Annotated in this window: 17 protein-coding genes; 10 read left to right on the forward strand and 7 right to left on the reverse strand. The window is 37.3% G+C overall.

The features are described 5' to 3' along the window. Positions 1–34 precede the first annotated feature (34 nt). From pepT to HWV59_RS00835, 5 genes are all read left to right on the forward strand, one after another. The gene (gene pepT / locus HWV59_RS00815; protein WP_175637853.1) at positions 35–1,270 is read left to right on the forward strand and encodes a peptidase T; all 1,236 of its coding nucleotides are present in this window, start codon (positions 35–37) and stop codon (positions 1,268–1,270) included. A 28-nt stretch (positions 1,271–1,298) separates the two neighbouring features. Next, a complete protein-coding gene (gene iadA, locus HWV59_RS00820) occupies positions 1,299–2,468 on the forward strand; it encodes a beta-aspartyl-peptidase (RefSeq protein WP_175637854.1) in 1,170 nt (389 codons plus the stop codon). A gap of 386 nt (positions 2,469–2,854) precedes the next feature. After that, the gene (locus tag HWV59_RS00825) at positions 2,855–3,298 is read left to right on the forward strand and encodes a GNAT family N-acetyltransferase (protein ID WP_175637855.1); all 444 of its coding nucleotides are present in this window, start codon (positions 2,855–2,857) and stop codon (positions 3,296–3,298) included. 195 nt (positions 3,299–3,493) lie between these two features. Then, positions 3,494–4,741: an MFS transporter gene (locus HWV59_RS00830; protein WP_175637856.1), complete on the forward strand. Its 1,248-nt coding sequence runs from the start codon at positions 3,494–3,496 to the stop codon at positions 4,739–4,741. A gap of 107 nt (positions 4,742–4,848) precedes the next feature. Next, positions 4,849–5,574 (forward strand): DUF421 domain-containing protein, encoded by a 726-nt coding sequence (locus HWV59_RS00835; protein WP_102231689.1) that lies wholly within the window; start codon positions 4,849–4,851, stop codon positions 5,572–5,574. A gap of 202 nt (positions 5,575–5,776) precedes the next feature. On the opposite strand, the gene HWV59_RS00840 is transcribed toward HWV59_RS00835, so the two are convergent. From HWV59_RS00840 to HWV59_RS00865, 6 genes are all read right to left on the reverse strand, one after another. Then, positions 5,777–7,810 carry an ABC transporter ATP-binding protein gene (locus HWV59_RS00840; protein ID WP_175637857.1) on the reverse strand — a complete coding sequence of 678 codons (2,034 nt, stop codon included), beginning with the start codon at positions 7,808–7,810 and terminating at the stop codon, positions 5,777–5,779. Continuing rightward, positions 7,811–9,559, reverse strand: a complete 1,749-nt coding sequence (locus HWV59_RS00845) for an ABC transporter ATP-binding protein (protein WP_102231691.1) — start codon at positions 9,557–9,559, stop codon at positions 7,811–7,813. Between the two features lie 503 nt (positions 9,560–10,062). Then, positions 10,063–10,659, reverse strand: a complete 597-nt coding sequence (locus HWV59_RS00850) for a hypothetical protein (RefSeq protein ID WP_102231692.1) — start codon at positions 10,657–10,659, stop codon at positions 10,063–10,065. A 19-nt stretch (positions 10,660–10,678) separates the two neighbouring features. Continuing rightward, complete coding sequence (locus HWV59_RS00855; protein WP_102231693.1) at positions 10,679–11,851, reverse strand: ParM/StbA family protein; 1,173 nt, start codon at positions 11,849–11,851, stop codon at positions 10,679–10,681. 490 nt (positions 11,852–12,341) lie between these two features. Continuing rightward, positions 12,342–13,184, reverse strand: coding sequence for an oxidoreductase (locus HWV59_RS00860; RefSeq protein ID WP_102231814.1), 843 nt, complete (start codon positions 13,182–13,184; stop codon positions 12,342–12,344). 114 nt (positions 13,185–13,298) lie between these two features. Then, positions 13,299–14,348, reverse strand: a complete 1,050-nt coding sequence (locus tag HWV59_RS00865) for an NAD(P)/FAD-dependent oxidoreductase (RefSeq protein ID WP_175637858.1) — start codon at positions 14,346–14,348, stop codon at positions 13,299–13,301. A 336-nt stretch (positions 14,349–14,684) separates the two neighbouring features. Here HWV59_RS00865 and HWV59_RS00870 point away from each other — a divergent pair, with 336 nt between their 5' ends. The 4 genes from HWV59_RS00870 to HWV59_RS00885 all read left to right on the forward strand — a co-directional run bounded on the left by HWV59_RS00870 (position 14,685) and on the right by HWV59_RS00885 (position 18,554). Next, positions 14,685–15,530 carry an ABC transporter ATP-binding protein gene (locus tag HWV59_RS00870; RefSeq protein ID WP_102231695.1) on the forward strand — a complete coding sequence of 282 codons (846 nt, stop codon included), beginning with the start codon at positions 14,685–14,687 and terminating at the stop codon, positions 15,528–15,530. Further along, the gene (locus HWV59_RS00875; protein ID WP_175637859.1) at positions 15,481–16,416 is read left to right on the forward strand and encodes an iron-hydroxamate ABC transporter substrate-binding protein; all 936 of its coding nucleotides are present in this window, start codon (positions 15,481–15,483) and stop codon (positions 16,414–16,416) included. Before HWV59_RS00870 ends, HWV59_RS00875 begins: the two co-directional genes overlap by 50 nt. Before the next feature lie 123 nt (positions 16,417–16,539). Further along, on the forward strand, positions 16,540–17,550 hold the full coding sequence (locus HWV59_RS00880; RefSeq protein WP_175637860.1) for a FecCD family ABC transporter permease: 1,011 nt from the start codon (positions 16,540–16,542) through the stop codon (positions 17,548–17,550). Further along, complete coding sequence (locus HWV59_RS00885) at positions 17,547–18,554, forward strand: FecCD family ABC transporter permease (RefSeq protein WP_175637861.1); 1,008 nt, start codon at positions 17,547–17,549, stop codon at positions 18,552–18,554. Before HWV59_RS00880 ends, HWV59_RS00885 begins: the two co-directional genes overlap by 4 nt. 56 nt (positions 18,555–18,610) lie before the next feature. Here the strand turns inward: HWV59_RS00885 and HWV59_RS00890 are convergent, their stop codons facing one another. After that, positions 18,611–19,942: a S8 family peptidase gene (locus tag HWV59_RS00890; protein ID WP_175637862.1), complete on the reverse strand. Its 1,332-nt coding sequence runs from the start codon at positions 19,940–19,942 to the stop codon at positions 18,611–18,613. A 168-nt stretch (positions 19,943–20,110) separates the two neighbouring features. On the opposite strand from HWV59_RS00890, the gene HWV59_RS00895 reads away from it, so the two are divergent. Beyond that, on the forward strand, positions 20,111–20,404 hold the full coding sequence (locus HWV59_RS00895) for a Dabb family protein (protein WP_102231699.1): 294 nt from the start codon (positions 20,111–20,113) through the stop codon (positions 20,402–20,404). Positions 20,405–20,512 lie beyond the last annotated feature (108 nt).

Here is a 20,512-nt window from a genome sequence, read left to right on the forward strand (position 1 = left end):
AAATATAACTCTAACATAAGGAAGGAAAATCTATATGAAAAAAGAGATCATTGATCGCTTTAAAAATTATGTTGTGATTGATACCCAGTCGGATGAAAACAATGAAGCTTGCCCATCCACCCCTGGTCAACTTACACTTGGTAAGCTTTTAGTCGATGAATTAAATACGATCGGCATGAAGGACGTAACAATGGATGAGAACGGCTATGTGATGGCGACTTTACCTGCTAATACAGATAAAAACATACCTACTGTCGGTTTTTTAGCCCATCTTGACACAGCAACTGATTTTACAGGTAAGAATGTAAATCCTCAAGTTGTGGAGTCCTATGATGGTGGAGACATTACGCTTAATCAGGAGCTGGGAGTCATCCTTTCGCCGAACCAATTTCCTAACCTTGCAAATTATCACGGTCATACCCTCATTACAACAGACGGAAAAACACTGTTAGGTGCAGATAATAAAGCAGGGATTGCTGAAATCATGACCGCTATGCGTTATCTTATCACTAACCCTGATATTAAGCACGGAAACATCAGAGTGGCATTTACACCGGATGAAGAAATTGGAAGAGGTCCTCATAAGTTTGATGTAGAAGCATTCGGAGCAGACTTCGCCTACACAATTGATGGCGGTCCACTTGGAGAATTACAATATGAAAGCTTTAACGCTGCCGCAGCAAAGATTACATTTAAAGGAAATAATGTTCACCCTGGCACAGCTAAGGGAAAAATGGTGAATTCCGCGAAAATAGCTATGGCTTTTCAATCCAAGCTACCGGCAATGGAAGCACCTGAATTTACCGAAGGACATGAAGGCTTTTATCACCTCATCTCATTCAATGGTGATGTTGAACAAACAAATGTCCATTACATCATCCGCGATCATGATAAACAACTTTTTGAATCAAGAAAACAAACAATTGTAAACCTTGTGCATAAATTTAAGCAGGTTTATGGTGAAGAAGCGATCGTATTAGAATTGAATGATCAATATTACAATATGAAAGACAAGATAGAACCTGTTAAATACATAGTCGATATCGCTCACCAAGCAATGGAAAACTTGAGGATACAACCTATTGTTGAACCAATTCGCGGCGGTACTGATGGCTCCCAGCTTTCCTATATGGGCTTACCTACCCCCAATGTTTTTACTGGTGGAGAAAACTTCCACGGAAAATTCGAATTTATTTCAGTCGATAATATGGTAAAAGCAACAAATACCATTGTGGAAATTTGTAAGCTACTGGAACAAAGATCATCATAACATTTTAAGAAAGGAGCAATGCAACGTAATGTTAACACTCATACAGAACGGAGAAGTATATGCTCCTAATTATGTAGGTAAAAAAGATATTCTTATAGCTGATGAAAAAATCTGCTATATAAAAGATAAAATTGACGTACCAATAAATTTTGTTGATTTCAAAGTTTATGATGCTTCAGGACTGAAGGTTGTTCCTGGCTTTATCGATTCTCATGTTCATATTACAGGTGGCGGCGGTGAAGGAAGCTACAAAACAAGAACACCTGAGCTCCAATTAACAGATGCAACCTTGTCTGGTATAACTACACTGGTTGGAGTCATTGGCACAGACGGAACAACTCGAACGATGGCAAATTTAATTGCCAAATCACGTGCACTTGAGGAAGAAGGAATTACCTGTTATGTCCATACAGGATCATATCAAGTACCTGTTAAAACTGTCACAGGAAAAATAGAAGATGACCTTGTCTTAATCGATAAAATCATAGGTGTTGGAGAAATAGCCATAAGTGATCACAGGTCCTCACAACCTACAGTTGAAGAATTGGCTAAGCTTGCATCGGCTGCAAGAATTGGCGGCATGCTGTCTGGCAAAGCGGGAATTGTCAATATTCATGTCGGGGACAGCCATCGACATCTTAATCCTATTTTGGATGTAGTTTCTTCTACAGACCTGCCAATAAAACAATTTTATCCAACTCATATAAACCGAAATCCACATCTTTTTGAAGCTGGCATTGAATATGCCAAAAAAGGCGGTTGGGTTGATTTTACAACAAGTACGATTCCTAAATTTCTTGCTGAAGGGGAAGTTTCCTGCAGTCACGGCCTTAAAAGAATGCTGGAAGCTGGTGTATCAATTGACCAAATCACCTTTACATCTGACGGTCAAGCAAGCCTGCCTAATTTTAACGGAGAGGGAGAACTAATCGGCCTAAAAGTCGGCAAGGTAGACACGCTTTTTCAAGCGGTAAAGGAAGCAGTTCAGAAGGAAAACATTCCCCTGGAAATAGCACTAAACGTGATAACAAGCAATCCTGCCAACATATTAAAGCTGTATCAAAAGGGCGAATTAACGCCTGGTAAGGATGCTGATGTCGTCCTACTGGATGCTGATCTCACTATCAAATCTGTCTGGGCAAAGGGCAGACAGATGGTGGAAGACGGGGTTGCATTAGTAAAGGGTACTTTTGAGTAATGCAGCAGGGGGTGAAGAACTTTTGGTTTTTGATTTGAACCGGTTTTGTCCTTCATCCCTGCTATGAAGGACTTTTTGTTCTTGTTTTGGTCCCAGTTTGTCCTTCATCCCTGCTATGAAGGACTTTTTGTTCTGCTTTTGATCCTGGTTTGTCCTTCATCCCTGCTATGAAGGACTTTTTGTTCTGCTTTTGATCCTGGTTTGTCCTTCATCCCTGCTATGAAGGACTTTTCTTCCCACATGAACCTGAAGTTTGTCCTTCAACTGCTTACATCCAATATAATTCCCATTTTTATTATTATTCCTCTATTACCCATCCACAAATCACATCAAGTGCCTCCATTCATATACTATGCTATCTGAAGATTCTTTGAGAGGTGCTTGGTATGATAATGATTAGGAAGGCAAGTCAAGATGAAACAAATACTCTCCTTTATATGACAATTAACGTTATGTCCGAGAGCACCATGGGTTTGGTTCATAATGATGTACAAAAAGGGATGAATATGTTTGTCCCATTATTAAATAGTGGGTCTTATTATCTTATTGCTGTAGATCAACATCAAATTGCAGGATGGGTTTTAATGGGTCCTGATTTTAACCCTATAAATGTTCAGAAAACAGGAACGATTACCTCTTTATATGTATTTCCCATTTACAGAAAGCTTGGTCTAGGAAAGCAGCTCATGCAATCAGCTATCCAACAATTAAAGGCTGAAGGATACCAGAAAGTTCAGCTCAATGTTTTCACTGGTAATCCAGCAAAACATTTATACGAAGATCTTGGATTTTCAGATATCTCTACAGTCATGGAGCTTAAAATCACTTAATTAATCTAACTCTACTTAAGGGTTGGATTATTTTCTTTTCACGGGAATATACATTAATGTAAGCGGTTACTAATTAGAGTCACCCTATAAAATGTTAATACTTTATTAACCCATTATTAAATTTCAGTAATTTCCTATATTCACCATAAAAATCTTGTAAAATATGATTGTACACCTACTAGGGAGGCAATATGAATGAGGCGTTTTTCAAAAGAAGAAAATAGTTGGATTTTCTATGACTGGGGCAGTTCCGCTTATTCTATTATTATCTCGACAGCTGTGTTTCCTATATTTTATAAAGGAGCAGCGACAAATGCAGGGGTAAGCCCGGCAGACTCTACTGCTTATTTAGGATATACTATCGCAATCGCAACCTTTATTTTGGCTATGCTTGGTCCCATCTTAGGTACAATTGCTGATTATCAAGGATATAAAAAACGTTTCTTTTCTTTCTTTTTAACTTTAGGAATTGGGTTTACCGGGATTCTCGCCTTTATTCCAGCAGAACAATGGTTACTTTTATTAGTTTGCTATACTCTTGCAACAATTGGTTTTTCCGGTGCTAATATTTTTTACGATGCATTTTTAGTAGATGTGGCATCAGAATCTAGAATGAACCTTGTATCTGCTCGTGGATATGGTTTAGGGTATATCGGAAGTACCATTCCATTTATCATTAGCATCGCCATTATTGTGCTATCGCAAAATGGTATTCTACCTATTTCAACTGTTATAGCAAGTAAAATAGCATTTATTATAACAGCTGTATGGTGGGGAATTTTTACGCTTCCATTGCTAAAGCATGTTCAACAACTCCACTTTATCAAACGTGAACGAAATCCTGTCTTTAATAGCTTCAAAAGACTTTGGCACACCCTAACTGAAATCCGAAAACATCGGGCATTATTTTTATTTCTTCTCGCGTATTTTTTCTATATTGATGGAGTTGGAACTATTATCACAATGTCCACCGCATACGGAACAGATTTAGGAATCGGCTCAACCGACCTCCTCATTGTCCTCTTTGTTACACAGGTTGTAGCTGCACCATTTTCTATTCTGTACGGAAGGCTCTCTGAAAAATTCACCGGCAAAAAAATGTTGTATGTAGGAATTATCGTATACATGATTGTTTGTATTTACGCATACTTCCTCGAGACAACCTTGGACTTTTGGATTCTAGCGATGCTTGTGGCTACATCACAAGGAGGCATTCAAGCGCTCAGCAGATCTTATTTTGCGAAGCTTATTCCGAAAGAAAAAGCAAATGAATTTTTCGGTTTTTATAATATTTTTGGGAAATTCGCATCGATAATGGGTCCTTTACTTGTAGCCACAACTGCACAATTAACAGGTAACTCCAGCAGTGGTGTTTTTAGTCTTGTGATTCTCTTTATTATTGGTTTTATCATCTTAATGAAGGTTCCTGAGACTAAAGCATAAGAATCTATTCTTTTTAAAAATGGAGATGATCCTGTACTTCATCATGTATCTATCCTTCCATTTATGGAAAACCTTTGCCTATTGATATTATTCAAGGAGGTAAAAGGATGGAAGAACTGCTAAAGGATTTGCTCATAGTTCTTGGACGAATCGTGACAATCCTTCCTTTACTCTTATTTACCACCATTTATATGGGGAAGCGTACAATTGGGGAATTACCCATTTTTGATTTTCTAATCATTATCATCTTAGGTGCTGTTGTTGGTGCAGATATTGCTGATCCTGAGATTAAACATCTTCCAACTGCATTTACTATTGTTATGATTGGGTTACTGCAAAAACTGGTTTCTCACTTAAAAATAAAAAACCGCAAATTCGGTAAGCTCATTACTTTTGAGCCGACCCTAGTCATAAAAGACGGAAACTTTCTAGTGAAAAATATGAGTAAAATTGGGTACTCCATTGATAATATTCTTCAAATGCTGAGAGGTAAGGATATCTTTGATCCTGCAGAGGTTGATTTAGCAATTATTGAGGCCGATGGTGCAATGAGTGTGTTGAAAAAAACTTCTAAGCAAACTGTAACGAAAGAAGATCTTACTATTCAAACAACCAGAAATAACATTTCCTTTCCTGTCATAATTGAAGGAAACGTATATAAAGATTCTCTTGATTATTTAGAACTCGATGAAAATTGGCTCCGCAATCAGTTATCACAGCATGGCCTAATTGATTATCACCAAATCTTTTATGCATCTGTTAATCAGGATCACGAGTTACATATTTCTTTTAAAAAGGAGACACATACATCTCTACCACCTATAAGGCATTAAAGGGGCTGACCAACAAAATGTGGCCAGCCCTTACCCTTTTATATTCTCGATTTCATATGACCTGTCTTACGTTTGTTAAGGATTTTCTTAACGATTGGGTAGATAATTGGCGCCCATTTGATTAGTTTTTTTACTATTTTCATGAACGATTACCTCCTATTACTTGTACCCTTCCCTCTATTAAGACAAACGAAACCTTTATTTATCCTGCGTTCACCATTTCTTTACCTAATTGCAATTGATGCATTTTATAGTATTTTCCTTTTTTCTCGAGCAATTCCTCATGATTTCCTCTTTCAACTATTTCTCCATGATCTAACACGAGTATTTGATCTGCATTTCGGATGGTGGAAAGTCTGTGGGCAATGACAAACGTTGTTCTGCCTTCTTTCACAACATTTAATGCCTGCTGAATAATTGCTTCTGTTTCTGTATCGATGTTTGCCGTCGCCTCATCTAAAATGAGAATGGCAGGGTCATAGGCAAGAGCTCGCGCAAATGAAATAAGCTGTCTTTCACCTGCTGATAACGTACTTCCCTTTTCGAGCACAGGTTCTTCATATTGCTTTGGGAGCTGATTAATAAATCTTTCTGCACCAACACTTCGAAGAGCGTTTCTAATCGTCTCTTTTGAAATATCAGGATTATCCAGACTAACATTTGACTCAATCGTCCCGGTAAACAAAAACGGATCTTGTAAAACAATACCCATATGTTTTCTGAGCTGCTGACGAGGAATTTCGCTTGTATCCATGCCGTCAATTGTGATCATACCTCTATTAATATCATAGTAACGAAACAGGAGATTGATAATCGAGCTTTTCCCTGAACCTGTATGCCCAACTAATGCCACAGTTTCCCCTTTTTTAGCTGTAAAGGAGATATTCTTTAACACATCATTTTCACCATTATAGGAAAAAGAAACATCTTTAAACTTTACATTTCCTTCAAAACGAGGAAGCTGCTCCACATTGACTTCTTCTCCTTTTTCATCCAGTAATTCAAAGACCCGTTCAGAAGCAACTCGCGCTTGCTCCAACTGTGCAAGCTGATTAACAATATCTGTAACAGGCTGGAATAATCGATTTAAGTAGTCAACAAAAGCATAGAGTACACCTATTGAAATCATTCCGGCAGCTGTGAGCGATTGCCCGCCAAAATACCAAATCAGGACAACGAAAGCAACATTTCGTAGAACATTCACCAAATTATGTGAGGTGAATGCATTTAAGCTGAGAAGTTTATTTTGGTAGGTAAAATGCTCTTGATTTAACACTTCAAACTCATTGACTGTTTGTTTTTTTCTACGAAATGCCCGGATGATGGTCATACCTTGAATTGACTCATTTACCATTCCGTTAATATCACTGACTCTTGTACGAATTAAATGATTATATCTAGAAGCCAACTTCCGGTAAATAACTGTCCAGATAACCAGAACAGGTACCAGCAGCAACGTAATGAGTGCAAGCTTCACATCCAGGAAGAACAAAGCCACAAAGATTCCGGTCATATAAATACCACTTGTAAAGAAGCTGGCAAGCACTTTTACATACAATTCACGTATGGCCTCTGTATCGTTCGTTACACGTGCGACAATCTTACCTGCAGGGAGGTTATCAAAATATTGAATTGGTACCCGCTGAATATGCTCAAATACGTCTGTTCTCATTTTTTGAATAATGCGATTTGCGGCTTTTTGCAGCAATAGTGTTTTTCCATATTGAAAGATGGCTGCAATGAATAATAGTCCTACATAAAAGCTAAGAAGGATGACAATTGGTCGTATCTCTGGTTGATAAAATGCTAACAACTCTTGAGGCGTTAATTGCTCCACATCATAGCTTGCTTCTTGTGACCCGCTTTTTATTGTTAAGGTATTTCCAGATACAGTCCGTTCTCCATCGAACGACAGATGCTCTTCTGTCACATAAAACGAACGACCAACCTGCACAATTTGGAGGTCATTACTTCCTACTGAATCACTTTCTGATATATTTTCGTTCTTTTTAAATAATTGATCTTGATAAACGACCGTTTGTTCATCTCTTTCCTGCACTTCAACCCATGGTTTTTCAATTCCCATCATATGATGATCAATCATTCTTTTTGCAATAAACGGTCCTGTTAGTTCTGCTCCAACAGCAAAGGTTAACATAGCCAGAGCAATCAGAATCGTTCGCTTATAAAGAAGGGCATAGTGGAAGAGTCGTTTTCCTGTTGATTTTTTCTTCATCTAACTCACCTCTCCATACGAATCAGCTTGTTGGCGATCATATTGCGTTTTATACCATTTACCGAGCTCGATAAGCTGATCATGAGTTCCTTCTTCCACAATCTTTCCTTCATCCATCACAATAATCCAGTCTGCATGTTGAACAGCCGATAAACGATGTGCAGAGATAAATGTTGTTTTCCCTTTACGCTCACTGCGGATATTTTCAATAATTTTGGCTTCCGTTTTCCCGTCAACTGCAGACATCGCATCATCCAGTAAAAGAATTTCCGGATCCTTTATTAACGCGCGGGCAATCGAAATCCTCTGCTTTTGCCCACCAGAAAGAGCAACACCCTTTTCTCCAACTAATGTTTCTAACCCTTTAGGAAGAACTGAAAGATCATTGTCAAAGGCGGCCAATCGAAGGGCTTCCTGAATGTCACTCTCTGTTACCTGTTCTTTACCAAACTGTAAATTTTCACGAATCGTTCGGGAAAACAAGATTTGTTCTTGCGGAACATACCCAATCCAGGAATGCAGTGTATCAAGCAGGATTTTTTCAATTGGCTGAGCTGAAATAAGAATTTCACCATTACCAGCGGGATATTCCCGTATAAGCTGCTTAAGCAATGTTGTTTTACCAGAACCTGTTTTTCCAACAATGCCAACGGTTTGCCCTCTTTTCACCTTCAAGTTAATATCACGAAGGTTTTCTGTTGTTGAAGTTGGATATTGAAATGTCACATTGCTAAAAACAATTTCCTCGGGAATATCCAATGCAACAGGTTCTTTCACATCCTTTACATCCTCCTCATACGCAAGGACTTCATTCACACGATCCAATGAAGCGTTTCCACGCTGAAGGATGTTAATCAGCTCTCCGACCGCAAACATCGGCCAAATTAACATTCCCAAGTATATATTAAAGCTCACAAGCTCCCCTAATGTAATCATCTGATGAAAAACAAGATATGCACCATACCCCAACCCAATCACATAGCTTAAACCTACTAAAATCTTTATTGTCGGTTCAAAAAGAGCATCAACTTTTGCCACAGCAATGTTTTTCTCATAAACATCCTCTGTCATATTCTTAAAACGCTGTTCATCTGCCTTTTCTTGAACATATGCGCGAATAACACGGACTCCTGCAATTGATTCAAGCACATTATCATTTAAGTCACCAAAGGCATCTTGAGCAACCGTAAAACGCTTATGAATGAGCTTACCGAAATAGTTAATGGCTATGGCCATGAGTGGTAATGGTATTAGTGCCGCCAGCGTCAGTTTCCAGCTTATCGTAAACCCCATCACAAATATAATAATGATCATAAAAATGGTTGAGTCAACTAGAGTTAGAATGCCAAACCCAGCTGTTAGCGAAATTGCCTTTAGATCATTCGTCGCTCTGGCCATTAAATCCCCAGTTCGATTTTTTTCATAAAAGCTTGGAGTCATTGAAAGCAAATGCCTCATAAAGCGATATCTTAAAATACGTTCAATTAAATGTGCCCCGCCAAATAATTGGTACATCCATACATAGGTTATACCGTAACTAAGAATGATAAGAGCAATGAAGAAAAATAATAGTTCTCGCAGCCGCTCCCCTGTCATCTGTCCAAACTGAATGTCATCAATCGCAACCCCAATAATTTTTGGTGGAATGACATCTAAGATACTAACAATAATTAATAACGAAACAGCAACTGAATACCGTTTCCAATGCTGTTTAAAAAACCAGCTTAATTTTCCAAGTACTGAAAACATAAAGATCCCTCCCCTTTTTATGAATAAATGTCAATCCGGTTAGCCACCTTTTATCCAATCTAAATCAATGCGAATAACCAATTGTTTAACCATCTTTAAAACTCCCTTCTTGAAAAGTAAGATCAATCTATATAAACGAGCTATAAGGCTCGATATTTTTATAATTAGACACAAAAAAGGCATTATGCGATCGTGCATAATGCCTCATACATAATATAAAAGCGCACATCACAATAGCTGTGACCTGCGCTTGAAATAAGCTTTAGGATATAAAAAGCTTGAATGAATTAAAGTTGTTTTGGGCGGGTCACATTACAATATGAAATTTTTATTGGTTTATTCATCAATACATTTTCCATTTTGTAACCCTCCAATTCGAATTTATTAAGATCTTGCTTTATTGTATTATTTTCCAATTCATTCTGTCAATCCATTTTCAAAAAATATTATACGTGGTGCTGACTCTGTGAGTTATGCCTATCTAACCTTATTCCTCACACTTTTTATTTATTCATTTTTGCTAAAAAATCACCTAAAAGATCTTCCATCTCTTCTGATTCCTCATGGGTATCCTCTTTAGATGAAGCAAGCTCTCTTTCTGTTCGATCAAAATCAAAGTCTAATATATCATCATCGTCAACGCCAGGAGCCCATTCTTCTTCAGTTATTATCGGCTCAATTGTGTCAATTTGATCAAGATCCTGTTTGCCATCAACATCCATTTCCTGCAAGTACAATGCTTCATCGATATCCAGGGCATTGCTTGTTAATGACGCCAAGATAGAAGTAGCTCTTACAGGGTCTGAAAGAATTTGATAGACAATGCTTCCTAATAACGCTTCTGAGTGAGAATGTTTCAGCCAATTCCGCTGATCTTTTGATAATTGCTTGGGCATTGGAAGACTAACCATTTCTCTATCCTTCGCTAAAGAGCTTCCAACGCCTTCTAAAACAAATTCAGCGATTTTACTTGAAAAGTTTCGTTTTTCGGTTTGTTTAAGCTTTTCCAACTGTTTTATAAGATGATCAGGTGTATCAGATGGAAGGCGAAATGTAATAGCTTGTCCCCTTTTTATAGTCGGTGCACCCTTTTTATTCATGTAACCACCTTAATTTGTTTTAGACTGTTTGCTTTTCATTTTTCTTCTGTGGTTCGCTGTTTTTTCTGACGAAATCAGAGATTAACTTATAGTATGCGTTCGCCATCATCCAAATGCTTTCTTTTTCATCCTCAAAGAACTCGATATTGTAGCCATCAAGGCTATTATTCAACATTTTAATATACTCTTTTAAAACAATAGAGCCTCCACCAACAAAATAGCAGATTTCAGTTTGGGAGTTTTTTTGCCAAACATTTCGAAGATGACGGTATTGTTTCTTTGCCAGTTCAAGAAGAATGCGGTCTGTTATGTCATGGACATTTGTACGGCTTCCCTTCACCATAATATGATGACGATCATTTTTTCTAGTAATAATATCAACCACATCACGACGGCTATCGAGCTCTACGCCATGCTTTGTTCGAATCTCTTCTCTGATCGCTTCCAATGATTCTGAAACACCTAAATTAAAGCCTTGTGCTTTATCATCATCAACATTTCGATTCTTAATGACAGCGACATCTGTTGATAAGCCCCCAATATCTTGAATTAAGATCTGTTTATCGATTAAATCACGATTGATGACTTTTAAGTCCTTGTCCATCACTAGATTAATATAGGCCGCAAATCCTTCAGGATATACTTTTACTTCATCAAACTTAATATTAACCTTTAAACCCTGATATTTTGGTGTCACTAGAAATTCCACCTGATGAACAGAGCCTAATAATTGTGAACGATAGCCCACATCTTTTCCTTCTTTCACTTCACGAAGCGGCAAGCCTGTCCCAAGTGTATAATTAGCATCAATTACATTATTTGTCTTTTTAAATATACTCGCATTTTCCTCACGCACAGCATCCAATGCTAAGGAAGTAAATAGCATAACAAGTGTTTGGTCTTCCTCAGATTTGCTGCTGCCAGGATCCAATTCACTTGGGTTATCACTTTTGGTCGCTAAGTTTCCTACACGATAAATAACGTTATTTTCTTTCAGTGCAGGGGAGTGAACTCTTATATGAATCCCATCTAAAGGATTTTTATCGTTTAATTCTTCTATACCAATAACAGGACGATCTTCTGTGTCTCTCGCAATAACGTTAGGAATATATAAATCATAATCTCCTTTTCCAAAAAGAGCCTTCACACAATCATTACCAACATCCACTGCTGTTATTCTCGTTTTACTCATATAAAAACCATCCCTCTCCTAAAGTTGATTGTAAATCTATTAACTCAAGGGTAAGGGGAGGGGAAGATACCGTCAATCGTACTTTCGTTGTGTTCAATATGAATACAAGTAAGCAATAATGTATACATTTGTTACAAACTTGTATACATCCTATTAAATCGCTATGTAATCATGTTTGTGTACAAGTAAACAGTATTGTATACATTACGAATACAATTTGTACACGTGTAAACAAACTTGTATACATACATAATTCGTTACAATTCGACCTAAAAAACCCTGTCTTTTGACTTAGTTACATCCCCTATCAGATGTCTTTTCATAGAAGAAAATGATAGATTTTGGTGAAAACTTTAGGTTATTTTTTAAAATTTATTGCTGTAATTAATTCCACTGCAGAATGCTGCTCCAAAAATCACGCTAAAAAAACCCTATTTTTAAAAAAAGGTTACATAATAACAAAAATAGAGACATGCCAAAGAGCAGTCTCCTATTTCATCAATTTATTTAATATAAATTTTTCTAACCATGCCCACGGTAAAATCGTTTTTAATAGAATGGAAGATTTTACTCCCTTCCCTATTGGATATCGGAAGGATGTTTTGTCTTTTATCGCAATTGACGCTGCAAGCTTAGCGACATCTGCAGGATCTCCAAAGGTAGTTGAACCACTTTCTATATGCTGTTCCAGCTTTGTCATGACTTTATTGTAAGGCGACTCTTTTGTTAATGATTTTTCAGTTATCTTTTTGCCGCTGGTCCAAATATTTGTCTGATATGAACCTGGCTCTATTAAGACAACATCTATTCCATAAGGTTTGAGCTCTAACCTTAATGATTCACTCCATCCTTCCAAGGCGTACTTAGAGGATACATATGGAGATAGACCTGGAAAGCCAACTCGACCACTAATGCTGCTCATATTGATGATCTTCCCTCTCCCCTGCTGTCTCATCAGTGGTAGTACAACTTGCGTCACCCCTATGACACCAAAAAAATTTGTTTCAAACTGCTGACGATATTCTTCAACAGATATCTCCTCAGCAAATCCTGCTCCTGCAAAACCTGCATTGTTCACAAGTACATCTATTCGCCCTTTTGCGATGATAAAATCTCTCCATTGATCAATGGAATCCTTTAACGTTACATCTAATGGGAAAACTTCAATGTAATCCCTTATTCCATACCGTTCAGCTTCATTTATCAGCATGAATTGTTTCTTTATATCCCTCATTGTTGCAATAACATAAAAGCCCTTTCTCGCAAGCTCCAGGGAAGTTAATAACCCAAATCCACTAGATGCCCCTGTTACTACAGCCAGTTGTTTATCCATGAATACCTCCATTACCATTTCTCACTCATTCTCCTTAAGATTCATTTTACACGATACAAATAAAGTGTTTTTTCATAATAAAAAATGCCCCATAAACATAATGGGACATTAACATTATTTAATCATCTGTTTCACAAGATCTCTATTCCTTTCTTTAAATAACTCATTATGAGAAGATACCATGCCAAATCCATTAGCATCAGGTTGAATATATTGCTTTGCTTTATTTACAGCATTTGCAGCATCTTGAAAGGCTCCTGCAATTAAGTTTAGTTTCCCCTCATGCTTCAAAATATCACCTGCTGCATAAATACCCTTAATGGAGGATTCACTGCAAGATGAGCCATCGATAAAATATTGATCAATCAAAGAAACACCTAACTGGCTGTTCTTAAGTAGAGAAGCATCGCGTTCATATCCATGATTGATAATAACATCATCTACTGATAAATAAGTAACTTCCCCTGTTTCTTGATGTGTTAATTCTACCTTTTCAATGTGTTCATGGTTGTCACTAGCTATTAACTTTGTTATGGATGTTTGTAATAAACACGTAGCTGAGCTTGTCATCAATTGTGAAACTTGAGCTTCATGACCAGTTAAATTCGACTTTCTATGTACAAGATATACCTTTTTCGCAATTGGTTCCAGTTCATTAGCCCAGTCAATCGCGGAATTACCCCCACCAGAGATCACAACCGTCCGATCTTTAAAACGTTTTATAGATTTCACAGTATAATGAAGATTTGATACTTCAAATTTTTCTGCTCCTTCAATTTCAAGCTTCTGTGGGTTTAATATTCCCCCACCAACAGCAATGATTACTGTCTTAGACAAATGCTTACGTCCTGATGAACCTGATAATGTAAAAATGCCATTCTCATCACGTGAAATGGACTCAACTTTTTCACCTAACACAATAGTTGGATCAAATGTCAGGGCTTGTTGAACTAATTGTTCGATTAATTTCTCTCCAAGTATTGGCGTTTGCCCACCAACATCCCATATCATTTTTTCGGGATATACATGTATTTTTCCACCGAGCTGTGGCTGAAATTCAATTAATTTTGTTTTCATTTCTCTAAGTCCACTATAAAAAGCTGAGTAAAGTCCTGCTGGTCCTCCCCCAATGATCGTAACATCATATATTTCTTGTGAGTCCATTCCTTTCACTCCTTAGCTTGGATATTAATGATTATCATTCTCATTTAACTATACAACGCTTACTTGACTTTTACAACATGAAATTATGTATTGACAATAGTACAATGGGATTATAGAATTTAGTTATTCAGTAATGATAATCATTTTCATTGAGAACGATTCTCTTTTTGTCATGTATAAACTGGGGCTGGACATGAAAACTAAGTAAACACTATACATTCTTATTTTTAAAAAAGAGTGTTGTTTCTATAACTTTTTTGAAAAACACTATATAGGTTGGTTGGAGCGTAAATCAACTATGCATAAAAAATATCAATCAAAACGGAGGTTACATAAATGGTTCGCCTTTACACTAACAATTTGAAAATAGGATATGGTGAACGCTTGATCGTAAAAGATCTTAGTGTAGAGATTCCGGATAAAAAAATCACGACCATCATTGGATCAAATGGTTGTGGAAAATCTACATTATTAAAAGCAATTACAAGGATCATTCCACATCAATCAGGAAATGTCATTTTAGATGGAGGAGATATTTCAAAGGAAAATACGAAAATCCTTGCTAAAAAAATGGCGATCCTTCCCCAAACACCTGAAAGTGCAAGTGGGTTAACTGTAGGTGAACTAGTATCTTATGGACGCTTTCCTTATCAAAAAGGCTTCGGACGTCTAACAAAAAAAGATTATGAAGTGATTGATTGGGCACTTGAAGTAACAGGTACGATGGACTTTAAATTCAGACCTGTTGATGCTTTATCTGGAGGACAACGTCAAAGAGTTTGGATTGCAATGGCTCTAGCTCAGGAAACAGATATCATCTTTTTGGATGAGCCTACTACCTATTTAGATATGGCACATCAACTGGAAGTACTGGAACTTCTTCAGAAATTAAACAAAGAACAAGAACGTACAATCGTTATGGTATTACATGATTTAAATCAAGCTGCCCGATTTGCTGACTATATTATTGCGCTAAAAGATGGGCAGGTCATTAAAGCTGGAGATTGTAAAGAAGTTATTACACATGATGTATTAAAGAAAGTTTTCCATATCGATGCTGAAATTGGAACGGATCCCCGTACAAACAAGCCGATGTGCATCACATATAATTTACTAAAGGGAGAAGAAAAAAATGAAGAAACTGTTAGTTCCATTCACACTGCTGCTGTTGCTAGTTATTAGTGCGTGCGGTAACAATGATTCAGCATCAGAAAACGAAGGAAGCGGAAGCACTCCTTCTGATGATAAAAAGGCGGAAACTATTACGTATGAGTCCGAAAATGGACCTGTTGAAGTTCCTGCTGATCCTCAGCGTGTTGTTTTACTTTCTGGTTTCGCCGGAAATGTTATTGATTTAGGTGTAAATGTAGTAGGTGCTGAGTCGTGGTCATTAAACAGCCCAATTCTTGCAGATGAATTAAAAGATGCAGTAGAAGTAACGGATGAGAGCATAGAAGAAATTATTGAATTAGAGCCGGATTTAATTATTGGACTTTCTACTATTAAAAATGTTGATAAGTTAAGTGAAATTGCTCCAACAGTAACGTATACATGGGGTAAAGTTGATTATTTAACACAGCATATTGAAATTGGTAAGCTTTTAAACAAAGAAGAAGAAGCTAAAGCATGGGTGGAAGATTTTAAAGCTCGTGTAGAAGAAACTGGTACAGAAATTAAAGCAAAAATCGGTGAAGATGCAACAGTATCTGTTATTGAAAGCTTTGGAAAAGATTTATATGTTTACGGTGATAACTGGGCACGAGGAACAGAAATTCTTTATCAAGGAATGGGTCTGAAAATGCCTGAAAAAGTAAAAGAAGTTGCATTAGAAGCAGGTTACTATACTCTCTCAGCTGAAGTTATCCCTGAATATGCAGGTGATTACGTAATTTTAAGCAAATATTCGGATGCTGACACTTCTTTCCAAGAAACTGAAACATATAAAAACATTCCTGCTGTAAAAAACAATCATGTTTATGAAATGGAAGGAAATGGTGCATCTTTCAGTGATCCAATCACACTGGAACATCAATTAGCCTTCTTTAAAGAATCATTTTTAGGTGAGTAATAACAAGAGGAATTCTTTTAAAGAATTCCTCTCTATTTTTTGATAAAGTATTAATAGGATTTTATATCATTATGTAAACGTTATCCACATGTTGAAAATTTTTAAAGAAAAGATGAGTGAGGTATGAAAAAGGAAACTCAACTATTCGTTCCATTTTTAGTAAAATTTTTTGTAGCTGTACTTTTGTTTATTTGTATATTTATCGTCTCTTTAGTATTTGGAGCTGCTGATATTTCTGTTAAAGATGTGTGGCTTTCTTTTATGCCAAATATAACAAATGAACAAATTACAATTATTCGGGAGATACGATTACCTCGAGAGGTTGCTGCAATTTTTGTAGGATCAGCTCTTGCAACTTCGGGTGCTATTATGCAAGGAATGACAAGGAATCCACTGGCTGATCCCGGGTTACTGGGCTTGACGGCAGGCGCTAATGCTGCACTCGCCATTATGATATCCTTTTTACCATCTGCTAACTACTTATGGGTGATGATTTCCTGCTTTATTGGGGCTGCAGTTGGGGCTTTATTAGTGTTCGGAATTGGTTCAATGAAAAAGGGAGGCTTTTCCCCTATCCGCATTGTTTTAGCTGGTTCTGCTATCTCAGCCTTTCTCTATGCAATTGCTGAAGGCATTGGTCTTTACTCACAAACGTCAAAAGATGTTTCCATGTGGACAGCAGGAGGGTTAGTTGGTACTTCATGGAGCCAATTACAAATCATTGTTCCTGTCATTATCATTGGAATGATCATCGCAATGTTTTTTTCAAAACAATTAACGATACTTAGTTTAAGTGAAGAAGTTGCAGTTGGACTAGGTCAAAAAACATTTCAAATTAAAGTCATTCTTTTCATCTTGATCATTTTACTTGCAGGTGCTTCTGTTGCACTTGTTGGAAATATGGCTTTTATCGGGCTTATGATTCCACACATAGCGAGGGCAATTGTTGGAACTGATTATCGTTTTATTATCCCTATGTCAGCCATTGTTGGTGCAGCCTTTATGCTGTTTGCTGATACCATTGGCCGAACATTAAATGCTCCATTTGAAACACCAGTTGTCGCAATTGTTGCTGTTATGGGTATCCCCTTCTTCTTAATTATCGTTAAGAAAGGAGGCAGAGCATTCTCATGATACAGTCATCATTAGTCAAAAAGCAGCGAATTTTTATTGCTATTTTTATCGTACTTATTTTTCTAACGATTATCATTGGATTAGGACTTGGCTCTTCTTCTGTATCGTATGATCGAATTATTCCTACTCTCCTTGGGCAAGGAACCTTTAAGGATGAATTCGTCTTGTTTTCTATTCGTATGCCACGTATTTTTATTACACTACTGGCAGGGATGGCACTTGCGTTATCAGGGGCAATCCTTCAGGGCATTACTAGGAATGAATTAGCTGAACCTGGTATTATCGGGATAAACTCTGGGGCAGGAGTAGCAATCGCATTATTTTATTTATTTTTCCCAATTGATTCAGGCTCATTTATTTATATGCTGCCTGTCGTTGCCTTTCTTGGTGCCCTAATCACAGCAATCTTAATTTATGTTTTCTCATATGACCGAAAAGTAGGCTTGCAGCCAATTAGATTAGTTTTAATCGGGGTTGGTTTTTCACTTGCTCTCTCGGGGCTTATGATTGTTCTTATCTCTTCTGCAGATCGTGTAAAAGTTGATTTTATCGCCAAATGGATTGCGGGAAATATTTGGGGTACAGATTGGCCGTTTATTCTCGCCCTTCTCCCTTGGCTCATCATCCTTATCCCTTTTACACTTTACAAAGCCAACCGCTTAAATATTCTCGGACTCAGTGAACCAGTGGCAGTCGGGGTTGGTCTTTCTATTGAAAAGGAACGTATTATTTTATTATTAACAGCTGTTGCACTCGCAGCCTCAGCTGTATCTGTAACAGGAGGCATTTCCTTTATTGGTCTAATGGCTCCTCATATTGCCAGAGCCCTGGTTGGCCCTAGAAATCAATTATTTATCCCAATTGCCGTATTAGTTGGCGGTTTTCTATTATTGCTTGCTGATACAATTGGACGTAATTTAGTTGAGCCGGATGGATTACCGGCAGGGATTATGGTTGCACTGATTGGTGCTCCATACTTTGTGTATTTACTACTAAAAAAATAAAATAGGCAGTCCACTATCAAATCGTGGACTGCCTATTCATTTCTTAGGAAATAACTTTATCTTTTAGGAATTGATTTTTCCGCATTAATATATCCTGCCCCATATATATTCTGGTTTCTTGCCTTCCAAACATCTGCTCCACTCTTTAGTAATTGTTTCACTTTTATTGACTTTAAGGAAGGATCATTCTGCAACATTAAAGCAACAACTCCTGCACAGATTGGTGTAGCCATTGATGTTCCTGATAATGTAAAATAGAAATTTCCTACTCGATTTCCTTTTTGAAATTTATCCAAAAAGGAATTCGGAGATCTTAACGATACGATATTAACTCCCGGAGCGACAATATCCGGTTTTGCTACTCCATAAATCGATGGTCCTCTACTTGAAAAACTAGCAATCACATCATCACCTTTTGTTCCCGGAGTATTTCGATCATCTAAGGCTCCAACAGTGATAACTTGATCACTTATACCTGGACTGGCAATTGTCTGACTTTCAGGCCCTTCATTTCCAGCTGCAGCACATACGACAATACCGGCTGCCCAAGCAGCTTCAACCATTTGGACCATTGGATCTCTATTTTCATTCGCATAAGGCTGAGCGGTTGATCCTAGAGACATGCTTAGAATATCAATTTTGTCTGTCGGATTTTCCTCATTATATTGAATACACCATTCAACACCCTGCATAATAGATTCAAGGGTACCAGCTCCAGCATTATTTAATACTTTTGCACCAACTAGGTCAGCTTCAGGTGCTGGTCCTCTATACCTCCCCGAGGAAGCTGCTCCATCACCTGCAGCAGCCCCTGCACAGTGTGTGCCATGACCATTATCATCATACGGATTTGTACGACCATTAACAAAATCTACAAAATCGGTGATTCTTCCTTCAAGATCTTCGTGCGGGTAAATCCCCGTATCAATAATCGCAATTTTAACTCCTTTTCCTGTTAAAACTGTATTATTTCGTACTACATTTTGGGCATTCGCAGATTCCACCGCCACATCGAGTAAAGCATGAACCTTACTATTCAGGTAGATTCTTTTAATTCCATGACAATTTGTGAGAAGTTCTTCTAACGTATTAGGAGTTAAATCTACACTACTACAAGTTATTCTAGGGAAATTCTTTTTAACTTTGCTGATAGGGCAACTCTGAATCGTCCCTTTAACTTGTTCACACCCACGATCATATTGATCATGTTCAAATTCTATAATAACTGGTACCTTTTTCGTTCTTTTCATATTTTGTTCTATCAGATTGTGAAAAACACACGGTGTATGTTTAAGTGGCTTATAGAGATTTAAGATTTCCTCTCTTAAAGGTCGATCCATCTTGTTTGCATATGTGCGAACCATCTGAACCATCGAGTAACCAAACATCTACAGCACCTCCACTTAGTTTATTGGTAATATATGAAGGGATGTTTTAATAGGAACGGTAGAAAACCTAGATTTAATAAAAATGATGATGATTCACTAGATTTCTTATCATTGCTATAATTAAAATGTGAATTAAAAAAGATGTAGTTAAGAATAGGAGAGAGTAGCATGATTCAACGTACAGTCTTATTAAAATTTAGTGAAGAAACAACACAAGAACAGCTCCAAGAAGTAATCAAGCGATTTAAAGCATTAGAAGATGTATTAACAGGGATTGTTGAAATTCAAGCAGGTTTAAATCTAGCTGAAAAAAGCAAGGAATACCAAGTGATTCTAATGGTTCGCTTCGAAGATCAAGCTGCATTAGATGCTTATACGACTAATGAGGACCATCAAGCAGTTGCAGCCTTTATTCGCGAGTCTGGTAGACTTGATAGTATTGGGGTAGATATTGAGATTTGAGTTTGTTTGGGGATGGTGGTATTTGTATTCCTTTCTCATAGTTTTTGTCCTTCATTTTTTTGAAGGACATTTTTCTTTTAATAGCATGACTCTTTGTCTTTCATTACC

Origin of the sequence: Metabacillus schmidteae (genome assembly GCF_903166545.1) — a bacterium.
Lineage (GTDB): Bacteria > Bacillota > Bacilli > Bacillales > Bacillaceae > Metabacillus > Metabacillus schmidteae.

Coding starts and splice junctions, on each gene's coding strand:
- HWV59_RS00865 (WP_175637858.1), bottom strand. CDS start 14,348: ATGGACTCACAAGAAATATATGATGTTACGATCATTGGGGGAGGACCA.
- HWV59_RS00835 (WP_102231689.1), top strand. CDS start 4,849: ATGGAAGAACTGCTAAAGGATTTGCTCATAGTTCTTGGACGAATCGTG.
- HWV59_RS00880 (WP_175637860.1), top strand. CDS start 16,540: ATGAAAAAGGAAACTCAACTATTCGTTCCATTTTTAGTAAAATTTTTT.
- HWV59_RS00875 (WP_175637859.1), top strand. CDS start 15,481: ATGAAGAAACTGTTAGTTCCATTCACACTGCTGCTGTTGCTAGTTATT.
- HWV59_RS00860 (WP_102231814.1), bottom strand. CDS start 13,184: ATGGATAAACAACTGGCTGTAGTAACAGGGGCATCTAGTGGATTTGGG.
- pepT (WP_175637853.1), top strand. CDS start 35: ATGAAAAAAGAGATCATTGATCGCTTTAAAAATTATGTTGTGATTGAT.
- HWV59_RS00855 (WP_102231693.1), bottom strand. CDS start 11,851: ATGAGTAAAACGAGAATAACAGCAGTGGATGTTGGTAATGATTGTGTG.
- HWV59_RS00845 (WP_102231691.1), bottom strand. CDS start 9,559: ATGTTTTCAGTACTTGGAAAATTAAGCTGGTTTTTTAAACAGCATTGG.
- HWV59_RS00870 (WP_102231695.1), top strand. CDS start 14,685: ATGGTTCGCCTTTACACTAACAATTTGAAAATAGGATATGGTGAACGC.
- iadA (WP_175637854.1), top strand. CDS start 1,299: ATGTTAACACTCATACAGAACGGAGAAGTATATGCTCCTAATTATGTA.
- HWV59_RS00895 (WP_102231699.1), top strand. CDS start 20,111: ATGATTCAACGTACAGTCTTATTAAAATTTAGTGAAGAAACAACACAA.
- HWV59_RS00890 (WP_175637862.1), bottom strand. CDS start 19,942: ATGTTTGGTTACTCGATGGTTCAGATGGTTCGCACATATGCAAACAAG.
- HWV59_RS00885 (WP_175637861.1), top strand. CDS start 17,547: ATGATACAGTCATCATTAGTCAAAAAGCAGCGAATTTTTATTGCTATT.
- HWV59_RS00850 (WP_102231692.1), bottom strand. CDS start 10,659: ATGAATAAAAAGGGTGCACCGACTATAAAAAGGGGACAAGCTATTACA.
- HWV59_RS00840 (WP_175637857.1), bottom strand. CDS start 7,810: ATGAAGAAAAAATCAACAGGAAAACGACTCTTCCACTATGCCCTTCTT.
- HWV59_RS00830 (WP_175637856.1), top strand. CDS start 3,494: ATGAGGCGTTTTTCAAAAGAAGAAAATAGTTGGATTTTCTATGACTGG.
- HWV59_RS00825 (WP_175637855.1), top strand. CDS start 2,855: ATGATAATGATTAGGAAGGCAAGTCAAGATGAAACAAATACTCTCCTT.